The organism is Sphingopyxis sp. (genome assembly GCF_965279725.1).
Lineage (GTDB): Bacteria > Pseudomonadota > Alphaproteobacteria > Sphingomonadales > Sphingomonadaceae > Sphingopyxis.
This window is the reverse complement of record NZ_CBDIIL010000003.1, coordinates 1,096,212-1,113,207: the sequence shown is the minus strand read 5'-3', so window position 1 is coordinate 1,113,207 and position 16,996 is coordinate 1,096,212. Positions and strand designations below refer to the sequence as shown.

Genomic DNA, 16,996 nt, shown 5'->3' with positions numbered 1-16,996 from the left:
GCCCCGCCGCATCATGGCCAGCCTGCTCCACCGGATCCAGCATCAAAGCGTGACGATCGCAGCATCGCTGCCGCTCGACAGCGGGCAAAGCCTGCCGTCGGTGACGATTGCCTATCAAAGCTATGGCGCGCTGAACGCCGACAAGTCGAATGCGTTGCTGATCTGCCATGCGTTGACCGGCGACCAATATGTCGCAAGCGACCATCCGGCGACGGGCAAACCCGGCTGGTGGGCACGCATGGTCGGCCCCGGCAAGCCGATCGACACCGACCGCTTTCACGTCATCTGCGCCAATGTGCTCGGCAGTTGCATGGGATCAAGTGGCCCGGCATCGCCCGATGCCGCGACCGGCACGCCGCTGGGCATGGCGTTTCCGGTGATCACCATTGCCGACATGGTGCGCGCGCAGGCGATGCTGCTCGACCATCTGGGCATATCGCGGCTTCATGCCGTCATCGGCGGCTCGATGGGCGGGATGCAGGCGCTCGCTTGGGCCGCGACCTATCCCGAGCGCGTCGGCGCGGCGCTCGTCATCGCCAGCGCCGCGCGCCATTCGGCGCAGAATATCGCGTTTCACGAGGTCGGGCGGCAGGCGATCATGGCCGACCCCGACTGGCAGGACGGTCAATATTATGACGGCGGCCGCGCTCCCACCAAAGGGCTCGCGGTCGCGCGCATGGCGGCGCACATCACCTATTTGTCCGAAGAAGGGCTGACCGAGAAATTCGGCCGCCGCCTGCAGGCGCGCGATATCAAGAGTTTCGGTTTCGACGCCGATTTTCAGATCGAATCCTATCTGCGGCATCAGGGGCTCGCCTTTACCGACCGCTTCGACGCCAACGCCTATCTCTATATTACCCGCGCGATGGACTATTTCGACCTCGCCGATCCGCACGACGGCCGCCTCGCGGGCGCCTTCGTGGCGGCCAAGGAGGTGCGCTTCACCTTGGTGAGCTTCGATACCGACTGGCTCTATCCGACCGCCGAATCGCGCCGCATTGTCCAGGCGCTGCAAAGCGTTGGCGCCTCGGCAAGCTTCGTCGAACTGTCGGCGCCCTTCGGCCACGACTCGTTTTTGCTCGACGTCCCCGCGCTCGACCGCATCGTCGCCGGCGCGCTCGGCGGGGGTTTTTGACGATGGCGCTGCGCCCCGACCTCGCGATCATCGCCGCGGCGGTGCCAATGGCATCGCGCGCGCTCGACGTCGGCTGCGGCGACGGCGAGCTGATGGTTGCGCTGCGCAACAAGGGAGTCGACGCCCGCGGGCTCGAGATCGACGCCGCCAATGTCACCGCGGCGATCGCGCGCGGCCAGTCGGTGGTACAGGGCGACGCCAACCGCGACCTCGCCGATTATCCCGACGACGCCTTCGACTATGCGATCCTGTCGCAGACGCTGCAAACGACCGAACGCCCCGATCTGGTGATCGACGAGCTGCTGCGCATCGCGCCGCGCGCCTTTGTCAGCTTCCCCAATTTCGCGCATTGGCGCATCCGCCTTGCGCTCTTGTGGGGCGGGCGGATGCCGGTGACCCGGCTGCTGCCCGTCGCATGGTACGAAACGCCCAATATTCACCATGTTACCGTCAGCGATTTTCGCGACTTGGTGCAGGCCAAGCGAATAAGTGTCGAAGCGGCGTGGTATCTGTCGGGCGACCGGCCGACGAGCGACGCGGCAGCAAGCTGGCGCGCCGAACATGCCATTTTCCTGATTGGGCGGACTTAACTCCTCTCCCTTTCAGCGAAGGGGCGTGTCTCAATCCCGCTTCACCAACCCGTTCGCGACAAAATCATTCGCGATCCGCGCAATCTCCGAAATATCGGCATCCTCGTCCCACAGGCCGTAGCGCATGCCGAGAAAAACGTTCATCCCGCCGATCGCCCACGCGTGGATCTCACCGACATCGGCGCGAATTTCCCCGCGCGCCGCGCCCGCCTCCAGCCGCTGACGCACGCGCGCCACGGTGGTTTCATAATGCAGGCGATAGCTCGCATAATCGACGAACTCGGCCTCATCGATGATCCGGTAGATTTCCTTATGCTCGCGCACAAAGCCGAGGAAGGATTCAAGCCCGATGCGCTCGGCGCTGATTTCGTCGGGCGCCGCTTGGACCAGCGGCGTGACATGGTCGCGCAATTGCTCGCTCATGTAGCGGACAAGCGCCTGAAAAATCTCATCCTTCGAATCGAAATAGGTGTAAAAGCTGCCGAGTGCGGTTCCAGCGCGGCGGGTGATACCGCTGATCGACGCCTCATGAAAACCACGCTCGCCGAACTCAATCGCCGCGGCGTCGAGCAGCTTGCGCAGGGTACGACGCCCGCGTTCGGTGCGCGGCGTCTTGTCGCGTGCTTCGGCGTCGGTGGCCGGTGTCGTGACTCGCGGCTGATCCATGGCTGCCCTTCGTCTCCCTTCCGCTCGCCCCTTGCTGCATCGTGGCTTTTTCGCACCACTGGCAAGCAAAAAACGTCGAAGTCATATTCCAAGTTGAAACTTGGTTCATGTTTCATTATTGGGTGCGTCGCGGCTTGGCAAGCACCGAGCCCAAGAAAAACGAAAAGGGCGTATCGATCGCCCCTCACATGGGAGAGTCCTACATGCGTCCTTTCGCTCGTCCGTTGCGCCGTGCCATTCTTGCCTCGAGCGCGCTGTCCCTGCTCGCCTTTGCCCCCACCGCCTTTGCGCAAGGCGCCGACGCGTCTGACGCGGGCGCCACCGCGGATACGGGCGATGACGAAATCATCGTCACCGCGCGCCGCCGCGACGAACGCCTGATCGACGTCCCCGTCGCGATCACCGCCTATTCGGGCGACGCGCTGGCCAAGGCTGGCGCGATCGACATCACCGACATCGGCCAGACCACCCCGAACACGACGCTCGAAGTGTCGCGCGGCACCAATTCGACGCTTAGCGCCTTCATCCGCGGCGTCGGCCAGCAAGATCCGGTGTCGGGCTTCGAACAGGGCGTCGGCCTCTATCTCGACGACGTCTATCTCAACCGTCCGCAGGCCGCGGTGCTCGACATCTATGACGTCGAACGCATCGAAATCCTGCGCGGACCGCAGGGCACGCTCTATGGCCGCAACACCATCGGCGGCGCGGTCAAATATGTGACCAAGCAGCTCCCCGAGGAGTTCTCGCTCAAGATCAAGGGCACGCTCGGCACCTATAAGCAGGCCGATCTGGTCGTGACCGCCAGCGCGCCGATCGGCGACCTGCTGCGCGTGGGCGGATCGGTCGCCCGCCTGTCGCGCGGCGGCTTCGGCGACAATCTCACCACTGGCCTTGAAAATTACAACAAGGACGTGTGGGCGGGCCGCGGCACCGTCGAACTCGGCGGCTATGGCGAACCGGTGCTGATTCGCATTTCGGGCGACTATACCAAGGACAAGAGCGCGCCGCGCGGCGGCCACCGCCTGATCCCGTCGCTGCGCACAAACGCGCCGGTGCTCGACAATGTGTTCGACAGCCGCGGCGGCCTTGTCGATCCGAAGCAGGAAATCGAATCCTACGGTCTGGCGATGAACGTCACCGCCGAACTGACCGACACGTTGACGCTCCGCTCGATCAGCGCCTGGCGCAAGGATACGTCGGCGACCCCGATCGATTTCGACGCGCTGCCCGCGGTCGACGTCGACGTCCCCGGCTTCTACTTCAACGAACAGATCAGCCAGGAATTCCAGCTGCTCTATGAAGGCGACCGGCTGAAAGGTCTGCTCGGCTTCTATTATCTCGACGCGACCGCCGACACCTTGTTCGATGTCCGCATCTTCAACACTCTCGCCGGGCTGACCGCTTTTACCGAGGCCGATGTCGACACCACAACCTTTGCGGTGTTCGGCGACGCGACCTTCGATTTCACCGACCAGCTCAGCCTGTCGGTCGGCGGACGCTACACTTGGGACAAGCGCGAGGCATCGATCCTGCGCCAGAATTACCTCGGCGGCGGCTCGCCGGTGTTCGGCGGTGCGGGCGTTGCGTTCGGCGCCCCGGGGACCGATTTCGACGGCCAGCGCAGCTTCAACAAATTCACCCCGCGCGCCTCGCTGTCGTTCAAGCCGACCCCTGACCACACACTCTACGCCAGCTATTCGCAGGGGTTCAAAGGTGGCGGCTTCGATCCGCGCGGGGTCGGCGTCAATGCTCCCGACCTCGATGGCAACGGCACCCGCAGCGATGCCGAAATCGCCGCGTTCCTCAGCTTCCGTCCCGAAAAGGTCGAAAGCTATGAACTCGGTTACAAGGGTAGCCTGATGGACGGCGCGCTCAACGTCGCCATCGCCGGCTTCTACGCCGATTATACCGACGTCCAGATCCCGGGTTCGGTCGCCTGCACCGTCAGCGGCCTGCCGAGCTTTTGCGGTATCGTCTCGAACGCCGGCAAGGCGACCTTCAAGGGCATCGAGTTCGAAGGCCGCGCGCGGCTGGGTCAGGACATTGCGGCGGCGGGCGACCGGCTGACGCTATCGACCGCGCTTGGCTATATTCAGGCCGACTATAAGGAATATATCTCGAACATCGGTGGTGCGCCGACCGATGTCGCTGATTTCCGTGAAGTCCAGAATACGCCGAAATGGACCGCCAGCGGGACCCTCGCCTATGCCACCCCGATCGGCGACGGCGATTTGAACTTCGGCACGACTCTGTCGTATCGTAGCAAGACGTATCAATTCGAAGTCCCGAACCCCTATATCGACCAAAAGGGTTTCGCGATGCTCGACGCCAGCATCGTCTATACCGCCCCCGACGATCGCTGGAGCATCGGCCTGTTCGGCAAGAATCTGACCGACAAGGAATATAAGACTTCGGGCTATACCTTCATCAACGTCAACCCGACCACCGGCGTCCCGGTGATCGGCGGCAACGGCCTGCCGACGTCGTCGCTCGGTACCGAAGGCACGCTGACCGCCTTCTACGGCAACCCGCGCCAGGTCTTCGTCACCGGCTCGGTGAAGTTCTAGACCTAAGCGTCCTCTTTCCGTTCGTATCGAGCGCGGTCGAGACACCCATCGTGGTGCATCGCCTCACGGCATCTCGACTTTGCTCGATGCGAACGGTTTTTGTCAGGTCAGCTTTTCCAGCGGCGGCGCGCCGCCAACCGCCACCATCCGCTCGCCATCGATAACGATCGGGCTCGCGAGCCCGTCGACCGACGCGCCATCGGGCCGGAAGCGCATCCCGCGCGCCTGGACCTGCGGGTCGGCAAAGACCGCCTGAAGGTCATTGATCGGCCCCGCCGGAACGCCCTCCGCCTCCAGCGCGGCGGCAAAGTCTTCGGTATCCCAGCTTGCGATGCGGCCCGCCAGGAGCGGGATAAGTTCGCGGCGATTCTCCAAGCGCGCACCATTGATCGCAAAGCGTGCGTCGTCGGCCCAGCCGGGCTCACCCAATATGGTGCATAATTTCCGAAATTGTCCGTCGTTGCCGACCGCGATCACCAGTTCGCCATCGGCGGTCGCGAACGCCTGATACGGCACGACATTCACATGGCCATTGCCCATCCGGCGCGGCGCCACGCCGCTGGCCAGATAATTGGCCGCCTGATTGGCGAGCACCCCGACTTGGCAATCGAGCAATGCCATATCGACATGCGCGCCAATCCCGCTGACGTCACGGCGGCGCAGCGCGGCAAGAATACCGATCGTCGCATAGATGCCGGTCAGCAGGTCCGCATAGGCCACCCCCGCCTTTTGCGGCGACCCGTCGGGTTCGCCGGTCAACGACATCGCGCCGCCCATCGCCTGAATGATGAAATCATAGCCCGCGCGGTGCGCATAAGGGCCGGTCTGGCCGAAGCCGGTGATTGAACAGACGATCAAGCGCGGAAAATCGGCGATCAGTGTCGCCGGATCGAGCCCATATTTGGCCAGTCCGCCGACCTTGTAATTTTCGATCACCACATCGGCATCGGCAATCAGCGCGCGAACCGCGGCCTGCCCCGCGGCCGTCGCGATGTCGATCGCCACCCCCGATTTGCCGCGATTGCAGCTGTGATAATAGGCCGCGCCCAGATTTTCACCGTCGGCGCCGGTAACGAACGGCGGTCCCCAGCTGCGCGTGTCGTCGCCCGCCCCGGGCCGCTCGACCTTGACCACCTCGGCGCCCAGATCGGCCAGCAATTGCCCGCACCACGGCCCCGCCAGCACCCGCGCCAGTTCGACGACGCGGATGCCTGCCAAAGGTTTCGCTATACTATCCGCCAAAAGCCGAAATGCCAGTGATCGCGCGGCCCAGGATCAACGCATGGACGTCGTGCGTCCCTTCATAGGTGTTCACCGTTTCCAGGTTCACCGCGTGGCGGATCACATGATAATCGGCCGAAATGCCGTTGCCGCCGTGCATATCGCGCGCGACGCGGGCGATATCGAGCGCCTTGCCGCAATTGTTGCGCTTGAGCAGGCTGATCGCATCGGGAATCAGCCGCCCCTCGTCGATCAGCCGGCCGATACGCAGCGCCGCGTTCAAGCCGAGCGCGATTTCGGTCAGCATGTTCGCGAGCTTCAGCTGGACGATCTGGTTCGCCGCGAGCGGGCGTCCGAACTGCTTGCGCTCGCCGGTGTAATTGCGCGCCGCTTCATAACAGAATTCCGCCGCACCCATCGCGCCCCAGCCGATGCCGTAACGCGCCCGGTTGAGACAGCCGAACGGGCCTTTCAGCCCCGACACATGCGGCAACAGCGCGTCCTCGCCGACCTCGACCGAATCCATGACGATCTCGCCGGTGACCGACGCGCGCAACGACACCTTGCCCTCGATCTTCGGCGCCGACAGGCCTTTCATGCCCTTTTCCAGTACGAAGCCGCGAATTGCGCCGTCATGCGCCTCGGACTTCGCCCACACGACGAAAACATCGGAGATCGGCGAATTGGTGATCCACATCTTGGCGCCCTTGAGCCGGTAACCACCTGCAATCTTTTCGGCGCGCGTCCGCATCCCGCTTGGGTCGCTGCCCGCGTCGGGTTCGGTCAGGCCGAAACAGCCGACGAGTTCGCCCGACGTCAGCCCGGGCAGATACTTCCGCTTCTGTTCCTCGCTGCCATAAGCGTTGATCGGGTGGATCACGAGCGAGCTTTGCACCGAGCAAGCCGACCGGTAGCCCGAATCTATCCGCTCGACTTCGCGCGCGATCAGACCGTAGCTGACATAGTTCAGCCCGGCGCCGCCATATTCGGGATCGATCGTCGCGCCGAGCAGCCCGAGCGCGCCCATTTCGGACATGATCTCGCGGTCGAAGCGCTCGTCCAGAAAGGCCGAGGTAACGCGCGGCAACAAAGCGTCGGTCGCGTAGGAACGCGCCGTATCGCGCACCATCCGCTCTTCTTCGCTCAGTTCGGCGTCGAGCTGGAGGGGGTCGAGCGGGTCGAGCGCTTCGACACGCTGCGGATCGGCGAGGGCCATGAGGAAGGGCTTTCTCTAAAAGGCGAGCGGCCCTTTCGGGATGCGCGCTAGCGGGTCGGTGCCGCGGTGTTGCGGGCGGGCACGGCAGCCGGGCTGTCGCGCGGCTCCAATATCGCCGCGGTCTCGATCAGGTCAAGCGCACGCCGCGCCTCATGATAACGCCGCGCATCAATCAGCCAGTCGTTCGCCATCGCAGCGCCAGGCATCGCTTCCACCTCGGCGATCGCGAGATCGGCTTGACCAGCACCCAGATAGCGGCGCGCGCGCTCAAGCCGTTCGGCGGCGCGCGGCGACTGCGTTCCCGCGGCGCGCACGACGAACAGCTCGCTCAGCTCGCGACGAAAGCCAGTCCACAGGCTGCCGTTGTCGTCGCCGCCGCGTCCGACCAGCTGCGGCGCGAGCGTATCAAGCTCTGATCGCAATTGTTCGAGCGTCACCGGCTCGCGCGAGGTTTCGATAATCGTTTTCACCGCGTTGGGCTGATCGTCGCCAAAGCGCAGGCGCAGCTGCGCATCCAGATAACCAAGCGACAGGCCGCGATCGAGCGCGCGGCGGACGGCAAAGGCCACCAGCAACCCCTCGGAGCGCGAGGCGTTACCCGACGCCGATTCGGCCTCAAGGGTGATCCGCGACAGTCGTTGTTCGAGTTCGGCGACGCGTGCCGCCAGCGCATTGGCGCCGTCGACGGGCGCGACCACCAGCGGCTGCCCGGCCGCCGTTTTGACCGCCGCCCCCGCGAGCGGCGCGGGATCGGCAGTCTCGCCGACCACCGGAGTTTCAATCATTTTTGCGGCCGGAGCGGTGCCATCGCCAGCGAGCCAGCGGTTTACGGCCCATCCGCCGCCAATAACCCCGATGAGCAGCAGGAGCAGGGCAGCGATGGCGAGCAGCCGAAACGACGGCCCCCTCGCCGGGACCGCCTCGGCCAAAGGCGAGGTGGTGTCGATGCTGTCGGTTGCCATATGTCTCTTTCGAACGACCCTATTTCCCGCCCTTGTGGCACAAAGCATGGACCAGTGCCAACATTGACGCGTCATTGGGATGCTCGGCGGCTGCCAATTCGGCCCAGCCTTCGCCCGCCGCCGCTGCGACCGCAGGGCTGATCGCGACCAACTTTATATGCGCGCGCGCGCCGCCGACAAGCGCCGCAATCCGTTGCGCCGAGCGCGCGGAGTGCGCGAGCAGCACCGCGGGCGCCGCAACCAGCGCCGTCCACGCATCGGGCGGCTCTACCGGATCGACCGCATAGCAGGCCAGTGGCTCCAGCGTCGCGCCGCGAGGGTCAAGTTCGGACCGATCACGACCGCAAAGCCATAATATCCGGGCAGTCTTACGCGACGTCATGGCATCAAGAAGGCTTTGAGCGTCGCCCTCTCCCGTCTGAGCCACCGTCAATCCTGCCGCGCGCGCGGCTTCGGCGGTTGCGGTGCCCACTGCGTGAACCGGAAGCGTCGCCAATCGCGAAAGCTGCGGACCGGCGTGTCGCACCGCCTGCGCGCTAGTGAGCAACAGGGCGTCGAAATCGGCCGCCGCAGGCGTCGTCCAGCCTACCGCGCGCCCCGCAAACAGCGGCACCGCATGAGCGTCGATCCCCAGCCTAGCTGCCCGCGCGACCGTCGCGCGATTGCCCGGTTCGGGGCGGGTGACAAGCAGCGGCAGCCCGCCGATCATGCCGCGAACAGCCGCCGCACCGTATCCGGGGCGGCATCGAGCAAGCGGCGCGCCAGTGCGGCGGCGGCATCGTCATGGTCGATCACGGCGTGGCCGGCGGCATGATCGGCGCCGTCTTCGGAAAAGATTTCGGCATCGAGCCGCAGCGTACCATCGCCCAGCCAATTCGCGTGTGCCGCGACCGGTGAACGGCAATCACCTCCCAGCTCGGCCAGAAAGGCGCGCTCGGCAGCCACCGCGCGATGCGTCGGCGCATGGTCGATCGCGCCCAGCAAAGCGAACGCGGCGCCGTCGTCGGCGCGGCACTCGATACCGATCGCGCCCTGCGATGCAGCGGGAAGCAGCACCGCCGCGGCCTGCACCGTCCCGACGGCATGCATCCCCAGCCGATCAAGCCCCGCTGCCGCCAGCAACGTCGCATCGGCCTCGCCCGCCGCCAGCTTGGCCAACCGGGTCGCGACATTGCCGCGCAGCAGCACCGTCTCCAGATCGGGCCGGATCCGCTTGACCTGCGCGGCACGGCGCGGGCTGCTCGTCCCCAACCGGGCGCCCTGCGGCAGGTCGGCGATGCTGGTCGCCGTCAGATCTTCGCGTACCACCAACCGGTCGCGCGGATCGGCGCGTTCGAGCATTGCGCCGAGTGCAAAGCGCGCATCGCGCAGCGTTTCGACGTCCTTCAGCGAATGGACCGCGATGTCGATCACCCCGGCGTCAAGCGCCGCATCGAGCTCGCGCGTCCACAGCGCCTTGCCGCCAACCTCGGCAAGCGCGCGATCCTGAATGCGATCGCCGGTCGCGGTCATCGGCACGATTGCGAGCGCCTCGGCTGTGATGCCATGGGTCGCGATCAGTGCCGCGGCCGTCATATGGGCTTGTGCCATCGCCAGCGGCGAGGCGCGGGTGCCGATACGCAGCGGGTTTTCGGGTGTGGGAAGCTCATTCATCGCGTTGCTGCTAGCGCGGCTTGCCCTGCCGATAAAGGGGCGGGTAAAGGAACGCGTAATATTATGACCCTGATCCTCGGCCTGGAATCGAGCTGCGACGAAACGGCAGCAGCGCTTGTCGACAGCGACCGGCGCATATTGGCGCATCGCGTCGCGGGTCAAGAGGCCGAGCACAGTCCCTTTGGCGGCGTCGTTCCCGAAATCGCGGCGCGCGCGCATGTCGACCGGCTCGCGCCGATCGTCGCCGGGGTGCTGGCCGATGCTGGGGTGTCGCTCGCCGATGTCGACGCAATCGCCGCAACCGCCGGTCCCGGCCTGATCGGCGGCGTGATGGTCGGCCTCGTCACCGGCAAGGCGCTTGCCCACGCGGCGAACAAGCCGCTGATCGCGGTCAATCACCTTGAGGGCCATGCGCTGTCGCCGCGGCTCGTCGAACCGGCCCTGAAATTTCCCTATCTGTTGCTGCTCGTCTCGGGCGGCCATTGTCAGTTGCTGCTTGTGAGGGGCGTCGGCGATTATCGCCGCCTCGCCACCACGATCGACGACGCCGCCGGTGAGGCGTTCGACAAAACCGCGAAGCTGCTCGGACTCGGCTATCCCGGCGGCCCCGCGGTTGAACGCATCGCAAAGGACGGCAATCCCCACGCCGTGCCGCTGCCGCGCCCGCTGGTCGGCAGCGCGGAGCCGCATTTCTCCTTCGCCGGGCTCAAAAGCGCCGTGGCGCGCGCCGCAGCCACCGGAGCCCACAGCACCCCCGACCTTGCCGCTTCGTTCCAGCAGGCGGTCGTCGACTGCCTCGTCGATCGCAGCCGCATCGCGCTGGCCGCCTGCCCTGAGGCAACCGCCTTTGTCGTCGCCGGCGGGGTCGCTGCCAACGGCGCGATCCGCGCCGCGCTCACCGATCTCGCGGCGCGCTTCGATCGGCCTTTTGTCGCGCCGCCGCTGTGGTTGTGCACCGACAATGGTGCGATGATCGCCTGGGCAGGTGCCGAGCGCTTCGCGGCAGGTCTTACCGACGATCTCTCAGTCGCGGCGCGGCCACGCTGGCCGCTCGATCCCGCCGCCGAGACGGTGCGCGGTGCGGGAGTGAAGGCATGACGTCCTATCAAAATTTCGGCGTCATTGGCGGCGGCGCCTGGGGAACCGCGCTGGCGCAGATGCTCGCGGCCGACGGCGCCCCGGTGCGGCTGTGGGCACGCGAGGACGAAGTCGTGACCGCGATCAACGCCGAGCATCGCAATCCGGTGTTTTTGCCCGGCGCTGTGCTGTCGGCTTCGCTGACGGCAACCAGCGCGCTCGCCGATATGGCCGACTGCGACGCGCTGCTCGTCGTCGTGCCGGTGCCCTTCCTGCGCTCGGTGCTCGCCGAATTGCCCGCGGCTAACGCGCCGTTGATCTTTTGCAGCAAGGGGATGGAGGCGGGCAGCTTCGCCTTTCCGATCGACATAGCGCGCGAACTTGCGCCGCAGCGGCCGCACGCGGTGCTGTCGGGACCGACCTTCGCGCACGAGGTTGCCGCCGGCTTGCCAACCGCCGTCACCTTGGCTGCTGCCGATCCCGACCTCGCCGCCGACATTGCGCGCGCAATCGCGCGGCGGCATTTCCGCCCCTATGTTTCGACCGACGTGATCGGCGCCGAAATTGGCGGCGCGATCAAGAATATCCTCGCGATCGCCTGCGGCGTCGTTGACGGCGCCGGGCTCGGCCTCAACGCGCGCGCTGCCCTGATCAGCCGCGGCTTTGCCGAAATGACGCGCTTTGGCCTTTCGCGCGGGGCGCAGGCGGAAACGCTCGCCGGGCTCGCTGGCCTCGGCGATCTCGTCCTCACCTGCACCTCGTCCAATTCGCGCAACTTCGCGCTGGGTCAGGGCCTGGGCCGCGGCGAGGATGCCAGCGCGCTGATGGCCGACCGCCGCACCGTCGCCGAAGGCGCGTTCAGCGCCCCGGTCGTCGCCGCCGCAGCGCGCGCCGACGGCATCGACATGCCGATCACCGACACTGTGGCGCGGCTGATTGCCGGTGAAACGCGCGTGTCCGATGCCATTCACGCCCTGCTCAGCCGACCGCTGCGATCCGAGGGACGATGAAACCGGCCATCCAATTGCCTGTATCCCCGCCGCGCGCTAGACTGGCGTCCGGGGACCAGCAGAAGGGGCGGCGGGCTTGAGCCAGACGGACAGCGCAGCCGCGCCGCCAGCATCGGGCGTCCCTACGGGCGACGCCGACACCGCCGCGCTCGCCAAAGGCGGCCGCACCAATTTTTTTGGTTTCATCCTGCGCCTCGTCGCGCGCCTGCCCTTTCTTTATGTCGCCGGCCGCTGGTACGGCCCCGAAGCGGTTGGGCGCTTCGCCTTCGCCGTGCTCGTCATCGAACTGATCGCGCAGCTCGCAACGCTGGGCCTGAAGCGTGGCCTCGCCGAACAGCTGAGCGCGCCGGGGGCCGATCATCGCATGGTCGTTTGGGACGGCATGTTCGTCGCCTTATTGGCTTCGGCGGCGGGGTCGGCTCTGCTCTTTCTCCTGCCGCAATTGATGTTCCCCGCCGGCGATCTCGACTGGATCGATCGCTGGATGGCGCTGCTCGTCTTCGCCATCGCAGGTACCGACATCGCGCTCGCCGCCTGCGCTTATCGCTTCGACGTCGGCGCGACGGTGCGCGCGCGCGCGATCGTCGAACCCTGGGTGATCAGCGCCGCCGCGGCGGGGTTCTGGTTCGTGTCGGCGCGCGACGGATTGATGCTGTCCTATGCCGCCGCGATGGTCGGCGCGTTTCTGACCGCACTGATCCCGATGCTGCGCCATTATGGCGGGCCACGCGGCTGGCGGCCCCACCCCGCGCATCTTATCGCCGTGGCGCGGCGCAACGCCCCGCTCGCCGCCGCCGACGCGATCGAATGGGGGACGCGCCGCCTCGATCTGTTCATCCTCGGCCAGTTCACCTCGCCGACCATCTACGGCATTTATTATATGGCGCAGCAGGTCGCATCGCTGCCGCAAAAGCTGAAAACCAGTTTCGAACCGATCCTCGGCCCGGTCATCACCCGCAACCTTGCCGAAAATCGGCTTGCCGCCGTGGCGGCACAAGTCAGCCAGGTCGGTTTCTGGATCATCGCCGCACAGGCCGGTGTCGCACTCGCGCTTGGTATCCCCGGAGAAGCGGTCATGGGCCTTGTCGGCCCCGAATTTGTCAGCGGCACCGCGGCGCTCGCCTTCCTGCTCGCCGCCGAAGTCGTGGCGGCGACCGCAGTCGTCAGCGAGGCTGCGCTGGTGTATGTCGCGCGGCATCGTAATCTTTTGATTAGCATGGCGACACTGGCGCTGCAGGCGATATTCAGCGTCGCGCTGATCCTGATCGCGAAATCGATGGGACTGCCGCCGATATATTACGCCGCGGCGGTGGCGCTCGCGTTGATGCTCGCGCTTGGCTTTGCCTCGGTCGTAAAAGCGCGGCTGCTCGCCCATGTGCTGGGGGCACCTGTCAACAGCCTGCGCTGGGCGCTGGTCTGGGCGACAGCCGGGGCGGCCATCCTCGGCTGGGGGGCGACCCAGCTGCCCGAATGGGCCGAGCTGCTGATCGGCGTTCCGGTCATCCTCGCCATCTATTCATGGCTGATCTGGACCCGCGGCTTCGGCCCTGCCGATCGTGCCTTGTTCAAGAAAAGCCCCGAGGCAGCGGACGCAGCAACGGCGACTTAAGCCAGCCGTTCGGCAACCTTGGCGCGCAAGTCGGTCTGGGCGCGCGGACCCACCTGCGCGATGATCTCACGCGCGCACACCGCGCCCATCGTCAGGCAATCGGCGATCGGGCGCCCTTCGGCCAGGCCCGCGAGGAAACCGGCGGCGAACAGGTCGCCCGCCCCCGTCGTGTCGACGACATCGTCGATCGGCTCGGCGGCCACCTCGGTGCGTTCGCCGTTCGTCAAGGCGACCGCACCCTTTTCGCCGCGTGTTGCGACCAGCAACGGCACATCGGCAGCAACGCGCGAAAGCGCGGTTTCGAAATCATCCACCTGCGCCAGTTCAAGGAGCTCCGCCTCATTGGCAAACAGGATGTCGATCTCGCGCGCCGCGGCCATGCGGCAGAAATCGTCGCGATGCCCCGCGACGACGAAGGTATCGGACAAGGTAAAGGCGATGCGCCGTCCCGCGGCGCGCGCCAGGCCGATCGCCTCGGCCATCGCCGCACGCGAGGCATCGGCGTTCCACAAATAGCCTTCGAGATAGAGGATGTCGGCGTCGGCGATCAGCGCCGCATCGAGCGAGTCATGCCCCAGATTCTGCGACGCGCCGAGGAAGGTGTTCATCGTCCGCTGGCCGTCGGGGGTCACCAGGATCAGGCAGCGTGCGGTCGGGTCGCTTTCGGCGAGCGGCGGCGTATCGAAGGCGACGCCGAGCGAGGTCAGGTCATGCGTGAACACTTGGCCAAGCTGGTCGTCGGCGACCTGGCCGATAAAGCCGCAGCGGCGCCCGAGCGCCGCCATGCCAGCGAGCGTGTTCGCCGCCGAGCCGCCCGACATTTCAATCGCCGGGCCCATCGCGGTGTAAAGCCGTTCGGCCTCTTCGGCGTCGATCAGCCGCATCGATCCCTTGGTCAGCCCTTCGGCGGTGATCAGCGAATCGTCGGCGCGGGCGATGACATCGACGATCGCATTGCCGATGGCGACGACGTCGAAACGGGCGGTGGAGGCCATGAAATATCCTGTATTGCGTGGAAAAATGCTGCCGCGCTTTAGGGATGGCGGCAGGGCAAGGCAAGCGCCGCGCTTGACGCGCGCATCTCTCCCTCGCATCCCTCGGGCCATGACCCGCGCCGTCCACGCCTTTCTGCTTGCGCTCAGGGACCTGCCCCAACCGCGCGTTCTGCGTATCCTGCTGCAAAGCCTCGCGCTTACCCTGTTGCTGTTGCTTGCGGCAGGCGCCGCGATCTTCGTCGCCGTGCAGTGGGCGCTCGAACATTGGCAATGGTTGGGCGCCGCCGAACGCGACATGGCCGGCCTGTTGGTCGTCCTTGCGATCATCGCGGGAAGCTGGCTGCTGTTCCGCGCCGTCGCGATCGTCGTCGTCGGGCTGTTCGCCGACGCGATCGTCGCCGACGTCGAAGGTCGCTATTATCCCGCCGCGGCAGCGCGCGCAGTCGATGTCGGCTGGCGGCAGAATATCGGTCTCGCGCTGGCGTCGCTGATCCGGTTGATCGGCGGCAACCTGCTCGCGTTGCCGATCTATATCCTGCTGCTCGTCACCGGCATCGGCACGCCGATCTTTGCGCTGTTCGTCAACGCCTTGCTGCTCGGCCGCGATCTCGAGGCGATGGTGCTGGCGCGCCACCCCGACCGTCCGCGCCTCGACCGGCGCGCGCGGTGGTCGCTCGGACTGTTGTCTGCCGCAAGCTTTGTGGTGCCTGTCGCCAATCTGTTGGCGCCCATCGTCAGCGCCGCTATGGCCGTCCACATGCTCCACTTGCGGAGCGGGGACCGGAACATATGATCCAAAACCGCCGTCTGGCCACCGTCGCCAGCCTTACCCTGCTGCTCGGTGGCTGCGCCGGCAATGCGATACCGCGCGCCGCCCCGCCCCCGGGCCAGCCCCGGGCAACAGCCATCACCCCGCCGCGCCCGACGCAGAACAACAGCCTGATCGGCCAAAATGCCAACGCCGCGCTTGGCCTGTTCGGCAAGCCCCGGCTCGATGTCGCCGAGGGCGCAGGACGAAAGCTGCAATTCAGCGGCAGCGCGTGCATCCTCGATGTCTATTATTATGCGCCGCGGCAGGGCGCCGACGCGCTCGCTACCCATGTCGATGCGCGCACGCCCGAAGGCCGCGATGCCAATGTGCCGAGCTGCATCGAGGCGCTACGCCGCTAAACAGACGTCATAGCGTCAGTTCGGCGAGCGCCCACCGCGCAGCATCGGCAACCATCGGGGTATTGTCGTCGGCCAGTCGCTTCAGTACCGGCCGGAATCGCACGTCGCCGCTGTTCCCCGCAGCGATTGCCGCATTGCGCACCATCCGGCCGCGCCCGATCCGCTTGATCGGCGACCCCGCAAACACCTGCCGGAACCCCGCATCGTCGAGCGCGAGCAGATCGGATAGCGACGGCGCGACCAGCTCGGCGCGCGGCAGAAAGGCGCGATGAGCGTGCGCGGCGTCGGCGAACTTGTTCCACGGGCAGACGGCAAGGCAATCGTCGCAGCCATAGACGCGGTTGCCGATCCCCCGCCGCAGATCGGGCGGGATCGGCCCGTCATGCTCGATCGTCAGGTACGAAATACAGCGCCGCGCATCGAGCTGGTACGGCGCCGGGAATGCCTGCGTCGGACAGGCGTCCTGACACGCCGTACAACTGCCGCAGCTGTCGCGCCCGGGGATGCTCGGTGTCAGATCGAGCGTCGTGTAGATCGCACCGAGGAACAGCCAGCTGCCATGCTCGTGGCTGACCAGATTGCTGTGCTTACCCTGCCAGCCGAGTCCCGCCGCCGCCGACAGCGGCTTTTCCATCACCGGCGCGGTATCGACGAACACCTTGACCTCGGCGCCGGGCGCTTCGGCGACCAGCCAGCGCGCCACCCCCTTCAGCGCCCGTTTGACGACGTCATGATAATCACCACCCTGCGCATAGACTGAAATCCGCCCGCGTGTCGGATGATCGGCGAGCGCCAGCGGGTCGTGCACGGGGGCATAGCTCATGCCGAGCGCGATCACCGAACGCACCTCGGGCCACAGCCCCGCGGGCGAACCGCGCTGCGCTGCGCGACTTTCCATCCAGATCATGTCGCCGTGGCGGCCGTCGGCCAGCCACTGGTTCAAACGTTCGGCGGTTTGCGGCGCCGCGCCGGCATCGGCGACACCGAACGCAACAAAGCCATGCGCGCGCGCCACCAATTCGAGGCGCTGTTCGAGCGAAGGCGTTTCAACAGGCAAGGCTTCGGCAACCATTGCTGCTCTATACGCGAGCCGCCTGTCCGTGCCATAGCTTGCGGACCATCAGA

General features: G+C 66.2%; 16 protein-coding genes. 8 read left to right on the top strand and 8 right to left on the bottom strand.

Annotated features, from left to right (window positions below; all coding sequences use genetic code 11):
- The first annotated feature begins 13 nt into the window (after nt 1–13).
- Both metX and metW read left to right on the top strand, forming a co-directional pair.
- Nucleotides 14–1,135 (top strand): homoserine O-acetyltransferase MetX, encoded by a 1,122-nt coding sequence (metX, locus tag ACQY6T_RS14285; RefSeq protein WP_428631746.1) that lies wholly within the window; start codon nt 14–16, stop codon nt 1,133–1,135.
- 2 nt (nt 1,136–1,137) lie between these two features.
- Nucleotides 1,138–1,725 carry a methionine biosynthesis protein MetW gene (gene metW / locus ACQY6T_RS14280; RefSeq protein WP_428631744.1) on the top strand — a complete coding sequence of 196 codons (588 nt, stop codon included), beginning with the start codon at nt 1,138–1,140 and terminating at the stop codon, nt 1,723–1,725.
- 30 nt (nt 1,726–1,755) lie between these two features.
- Here the strand turns inward: metW and ACQY6T_RS14275 are convergent, their stop codons facing one another.
- The gene (locus ACQY6T_RS14275; protein ID WP_428631742.1) at nt 1,756–2,391 is read right to left on the bottom strand and encodes a TetR/AcrR family transcriptional regulator; all 636 of its coding nucleotides are present in this window, start codon (nt 2,389–2,391) and stop codon (nt 1,756–1,758) included.
- Nucleotides 2,392–2,594: 203 nt separating this feature from the next.
- On the opposite strand from ACQY6T_RS14275, the gene ACQY6T_RS14270 reads away from it, so the two are divergent.
- A complete protein-coding gene (locus tag ACQY6T_RS14270) occupies nt 2,595–4,958 on the top strand; it encodes a TonB-dependent receptor (protein ID WP_428631740.1) in 2,364 nt (787 codons plus the stop codon).
- A 102-nt stretch (nt 4,959–5,060) separates the two neighbouring features.
- Here ACQY6T_RS14270 and ACQY6T_RS14265 read toward each other — a convergent pair whose 3' ends face one another.
- From ACQY6T_RS14265 to hemC, 5 genes are read right to left on the bottom strand one after another with little or no spacing between them, the layout of a single operon-like run.
- On the bottom strand, nt 5,061–6,176 hold the full coding sequence (locus ACQY6T_RS14265; protein ID WP_428631738.1) for a CaiB/BaiF CoA transferase family protein: 1,116 nt from the start codon (nt 6,174–6,176) through the stop codon (nt 5,061–5,063).
- A gap of 13 nt (nt 6,177–6,189) precedes the next feature.
- Nucleotides 6,190–7,395: an acyl-CoA dehydrogenase gene (locus ACQY6T_RS14260; RefSeq protein ID WP_428631737.1), complete on the bottom strand. Its 1,206-nt coding sequence runs from the start codon at nt 7,393–7,395 to the stop codon at nt 6,190–6,192.
- 47 nt (nt 7,396–7,442) lie between these two features.
- Complete coding sequence (locus ACQY6T_RS14255; RefSeq protein ID WP_428631734.1) at nt 7,443–8,357, bottom strand: mitofilin family membrane protein; 915 nt, start codon at nt 8,355–8,357, stop codon at nt 7,443–7,445.
- A 19-nt stretch (nt 8,358–8,376) separates the two neighbouring features.
- Complete coding sequence (locus ACQY6T_RS14250; RefSeq protein WP_428631732.1) at nt 8,377–9,066, bottom strand: uroporphyrinogen-III synthase; 690 nt, start codon at nt 9,064–9,066, stop codon at nt 8,377–8,379.
- A complete protein-coding gene (hemC, locus tag ACQY6T_RS14245; protein ID WP_428631730.1) occupies nt 9,063–10,010 on the bottom strand; it encodes a hydroxymethylbilane synthase in 948 nt (315 codons plus the stop codon). Before hemC ends, ACQY6T_RS14250 begins: the two co-directional genes overlap by 4 nt.
- Nucleotides 10,011–10,073: 63 nt before the next feature.
- Here hemC and tsaD point away from each other — a divergent pair, with 63 nt between their 5' ends.
- The 3 genes from tsaD (at nt 10,074) to ACQY6T_RS14230 (ending at nt 13,706) form a co-directional block, all read left to right on the top strand.
- Entirely contained in the window at nt 10,074–11,108 is a 1,035-nt protein-coding gene (gene tsaD / locus ACQY6T_RS14240; RefSeq protein WP_428631729.1) for a tRNA (adenosine(37)-N6)-threonylcarbamoyltransferase complex transferase subunit TsaD, read from the top strand.
- Entirely contained in the window at nt 11,105–12,097 is a 993-nt protein-coding gene (locus ACQY6T_RS14235) for an NAD(P)H-dependent glycerol-3-phosphate dehydrogenase (RefSeq protein WP_428631728.1), read from the top strand. The genes tsaD and ACQY6T_RS14235 overlap by 4 nt, the downstream gene beginning before the upstream one ends.
- 76 nt (nt 12,098–12,173) lie before the next feature.
- Nucleotides 12,174–13,706: a lipopolysaccharide biosynthesis protein gene (locus ACQY6T_RS14230; RefSeq protein ID WP_428631726.1), complete on the top strand. Its 1,533-nt coding sequence runs from the start codon at nt 12,174–12,176 to the stop codon at nt 13,704–13,706.
- Here ACQY6T_RS14230 and ACQY6T_RS14225 read toward each other — a convergent pair.
- Entirely contained in the window at nt 13,703–14,701 is a 999-nt protein-coding gene (locus ACQY6T_RS14225; protein WP_428631724.1) for an adenosine kinase, read from the bottom strand. The genes ACQY6T_RS14230 and ACQY6T_RS14225 overlap by 4 nt on opposite strands.
- Before the next feature lie 109 nt (nt 14,702–14,810).
- On the opposite strand from ACQY6T_RS14225, the gene ACQY6T_RS14220 reads away from it, so the two are divergent.
- Nucleotides 14,811–15,494, top strand: a complete 684-nt coding sequence (locus ACQY6T_RS14220; RefSeq protein ID WP_428631722.1) for an EI24 domain-containing protein — start codon at nt 14,811–14,813, stop codon at nt 15,492–15,494.
- Entirely contained in the window at nt 15,491–15,871 is a 381-nt protein-coding gene (locus tag ACQY6T_RS14215) for a hypothetical protein (protein ID WP_428631720.1), read from the top strand. Before ACQY6T_RS14220 ends, ACQY6T_RS14215 begins: the two co-directional genes overlap by 4 nt.
- 7 nt (nt 15,872–15,878) lie before the next feature.
- On the opposite strand, the gene queG is transcribed toward ACQY6T_RS14215, so the two are convergent.
- Nucleotides 15,879–16,943 (bottom strand): tRNA epoxyqueuosine(34) reductase QueG, encoded by a 1,065-nt coding sequence (gene queG / locus ACQY6T_RS14210; RefSeq protein ID WP_428631717.1) that lies wholly within the window; start codon nt 16,941–16,943, stop codon nt 15,879–15,881.
- Nucleotides 16,944–16,996 lie beyond the last annotated feature (53 nt).

Excerpts from the sequence above, each read along its gene's own strand:
- metX (WP_428631746.1), top strand. The coding sequence starts at position 14 with ATGGCCAGCCTGCTCCACCGGATCCAGCATCAAAGCGTGACGATCGCA.
- metW (WP_428631744.1), top strand. The coding sequence starts at position 1,138 with ATGGCGCTGCGCCCCGACCTCGCGATCATCGCCGCGGCGGTGCCAATG.
- ACQY6T_RS14275 (WP_428631742.1), bottom strand. The coding sequence starts at position 2,391 with ATGGATCAGCCGCGAGTCACGACACCGGCCACCGACGCCGAAGCACGC.
- ACQY6T_RS14270 (WP_428631740.1), top strand. The coding sequence starts at position 2,595 with ATGCGTCCTTTCGCTCGTCCGTTGCGCCGTGCCATTCTTGCCTCGAGC.
- ACQY6T_RS14260 (WP_428631737.1), bottom strand. The coding sequence starts at position 7,395 with ATGGCCCTCGCCGATCCGCAGCGTGTCGAAGCGCTCGACCCGCTCGAC.
- ACQY6T_RS14255 (WP_428631734.1), bottom strand. The coding sequence starts at position 8,357 with ATGGCAACCGACAGCATCGACACCACCTCGCCTTTGGCCGAGGCGGTC.
- ACQY6T_RS14250 (WP_428631732.1), bottom strand. The coding sequence starts at position 9,066 with ATGATCGGCGGGCTGCCGCTGCTTGTCACCCGCCCCGAACCGGGCAAT.
- hemC (WP_428631730.1), bottom strand. The coding sequence starts at position 10,010 with ATGAATGAGCTTCCCACACCCGAAAACCCGCTGCGTATCGGCACCCGC.
- tsaD (WP_428631729.1), top strand. The coding sequence starts at position 10,074 with ATGACCCTGATCCTCGGCCTGGAATCGAGCTGCGACGAAACGGCAGCA.
- ACQY6T_RS14235 (WP_428631728.1), top strand. The coding sequence starts at position 11,105 with ATGACGTCCTATCAAAATTTCGGCGTCATTGGCGGCGGCGCCTGGGGA.
- ACQY6T_RS14225 (WP_428631724.1), bottom strand. The coding sequence starts at position 14,701 with ATGGCCTCCACCGCCCGTTTCGACGTCGTCGCCATCGGCAATGCGATC.
- ACQY6T_RS14220 (WP_428631722.1), top strand. The coding sequence starts at position 14,811 with ATGACCCGCGCCGTCCACGCCTTTCTGCTTGCGCTCAGGGACCTGCCC.
- ACQY6T_RS14215 (WP_428631720.1), top strand. The coding sequence starts at position 15,491 with ATGATCCAAAACCGCCGTCTGGCCACCGTCGCCAGCCTTACCCTGCTG.
- queG (WP_428631717.1), bottom strand. The coding sequence starts at position 16,943 with ATGGTTGCCGAAGCCTTGCCTGTTGAAACGCCTTCGCTCGAACAGCGC.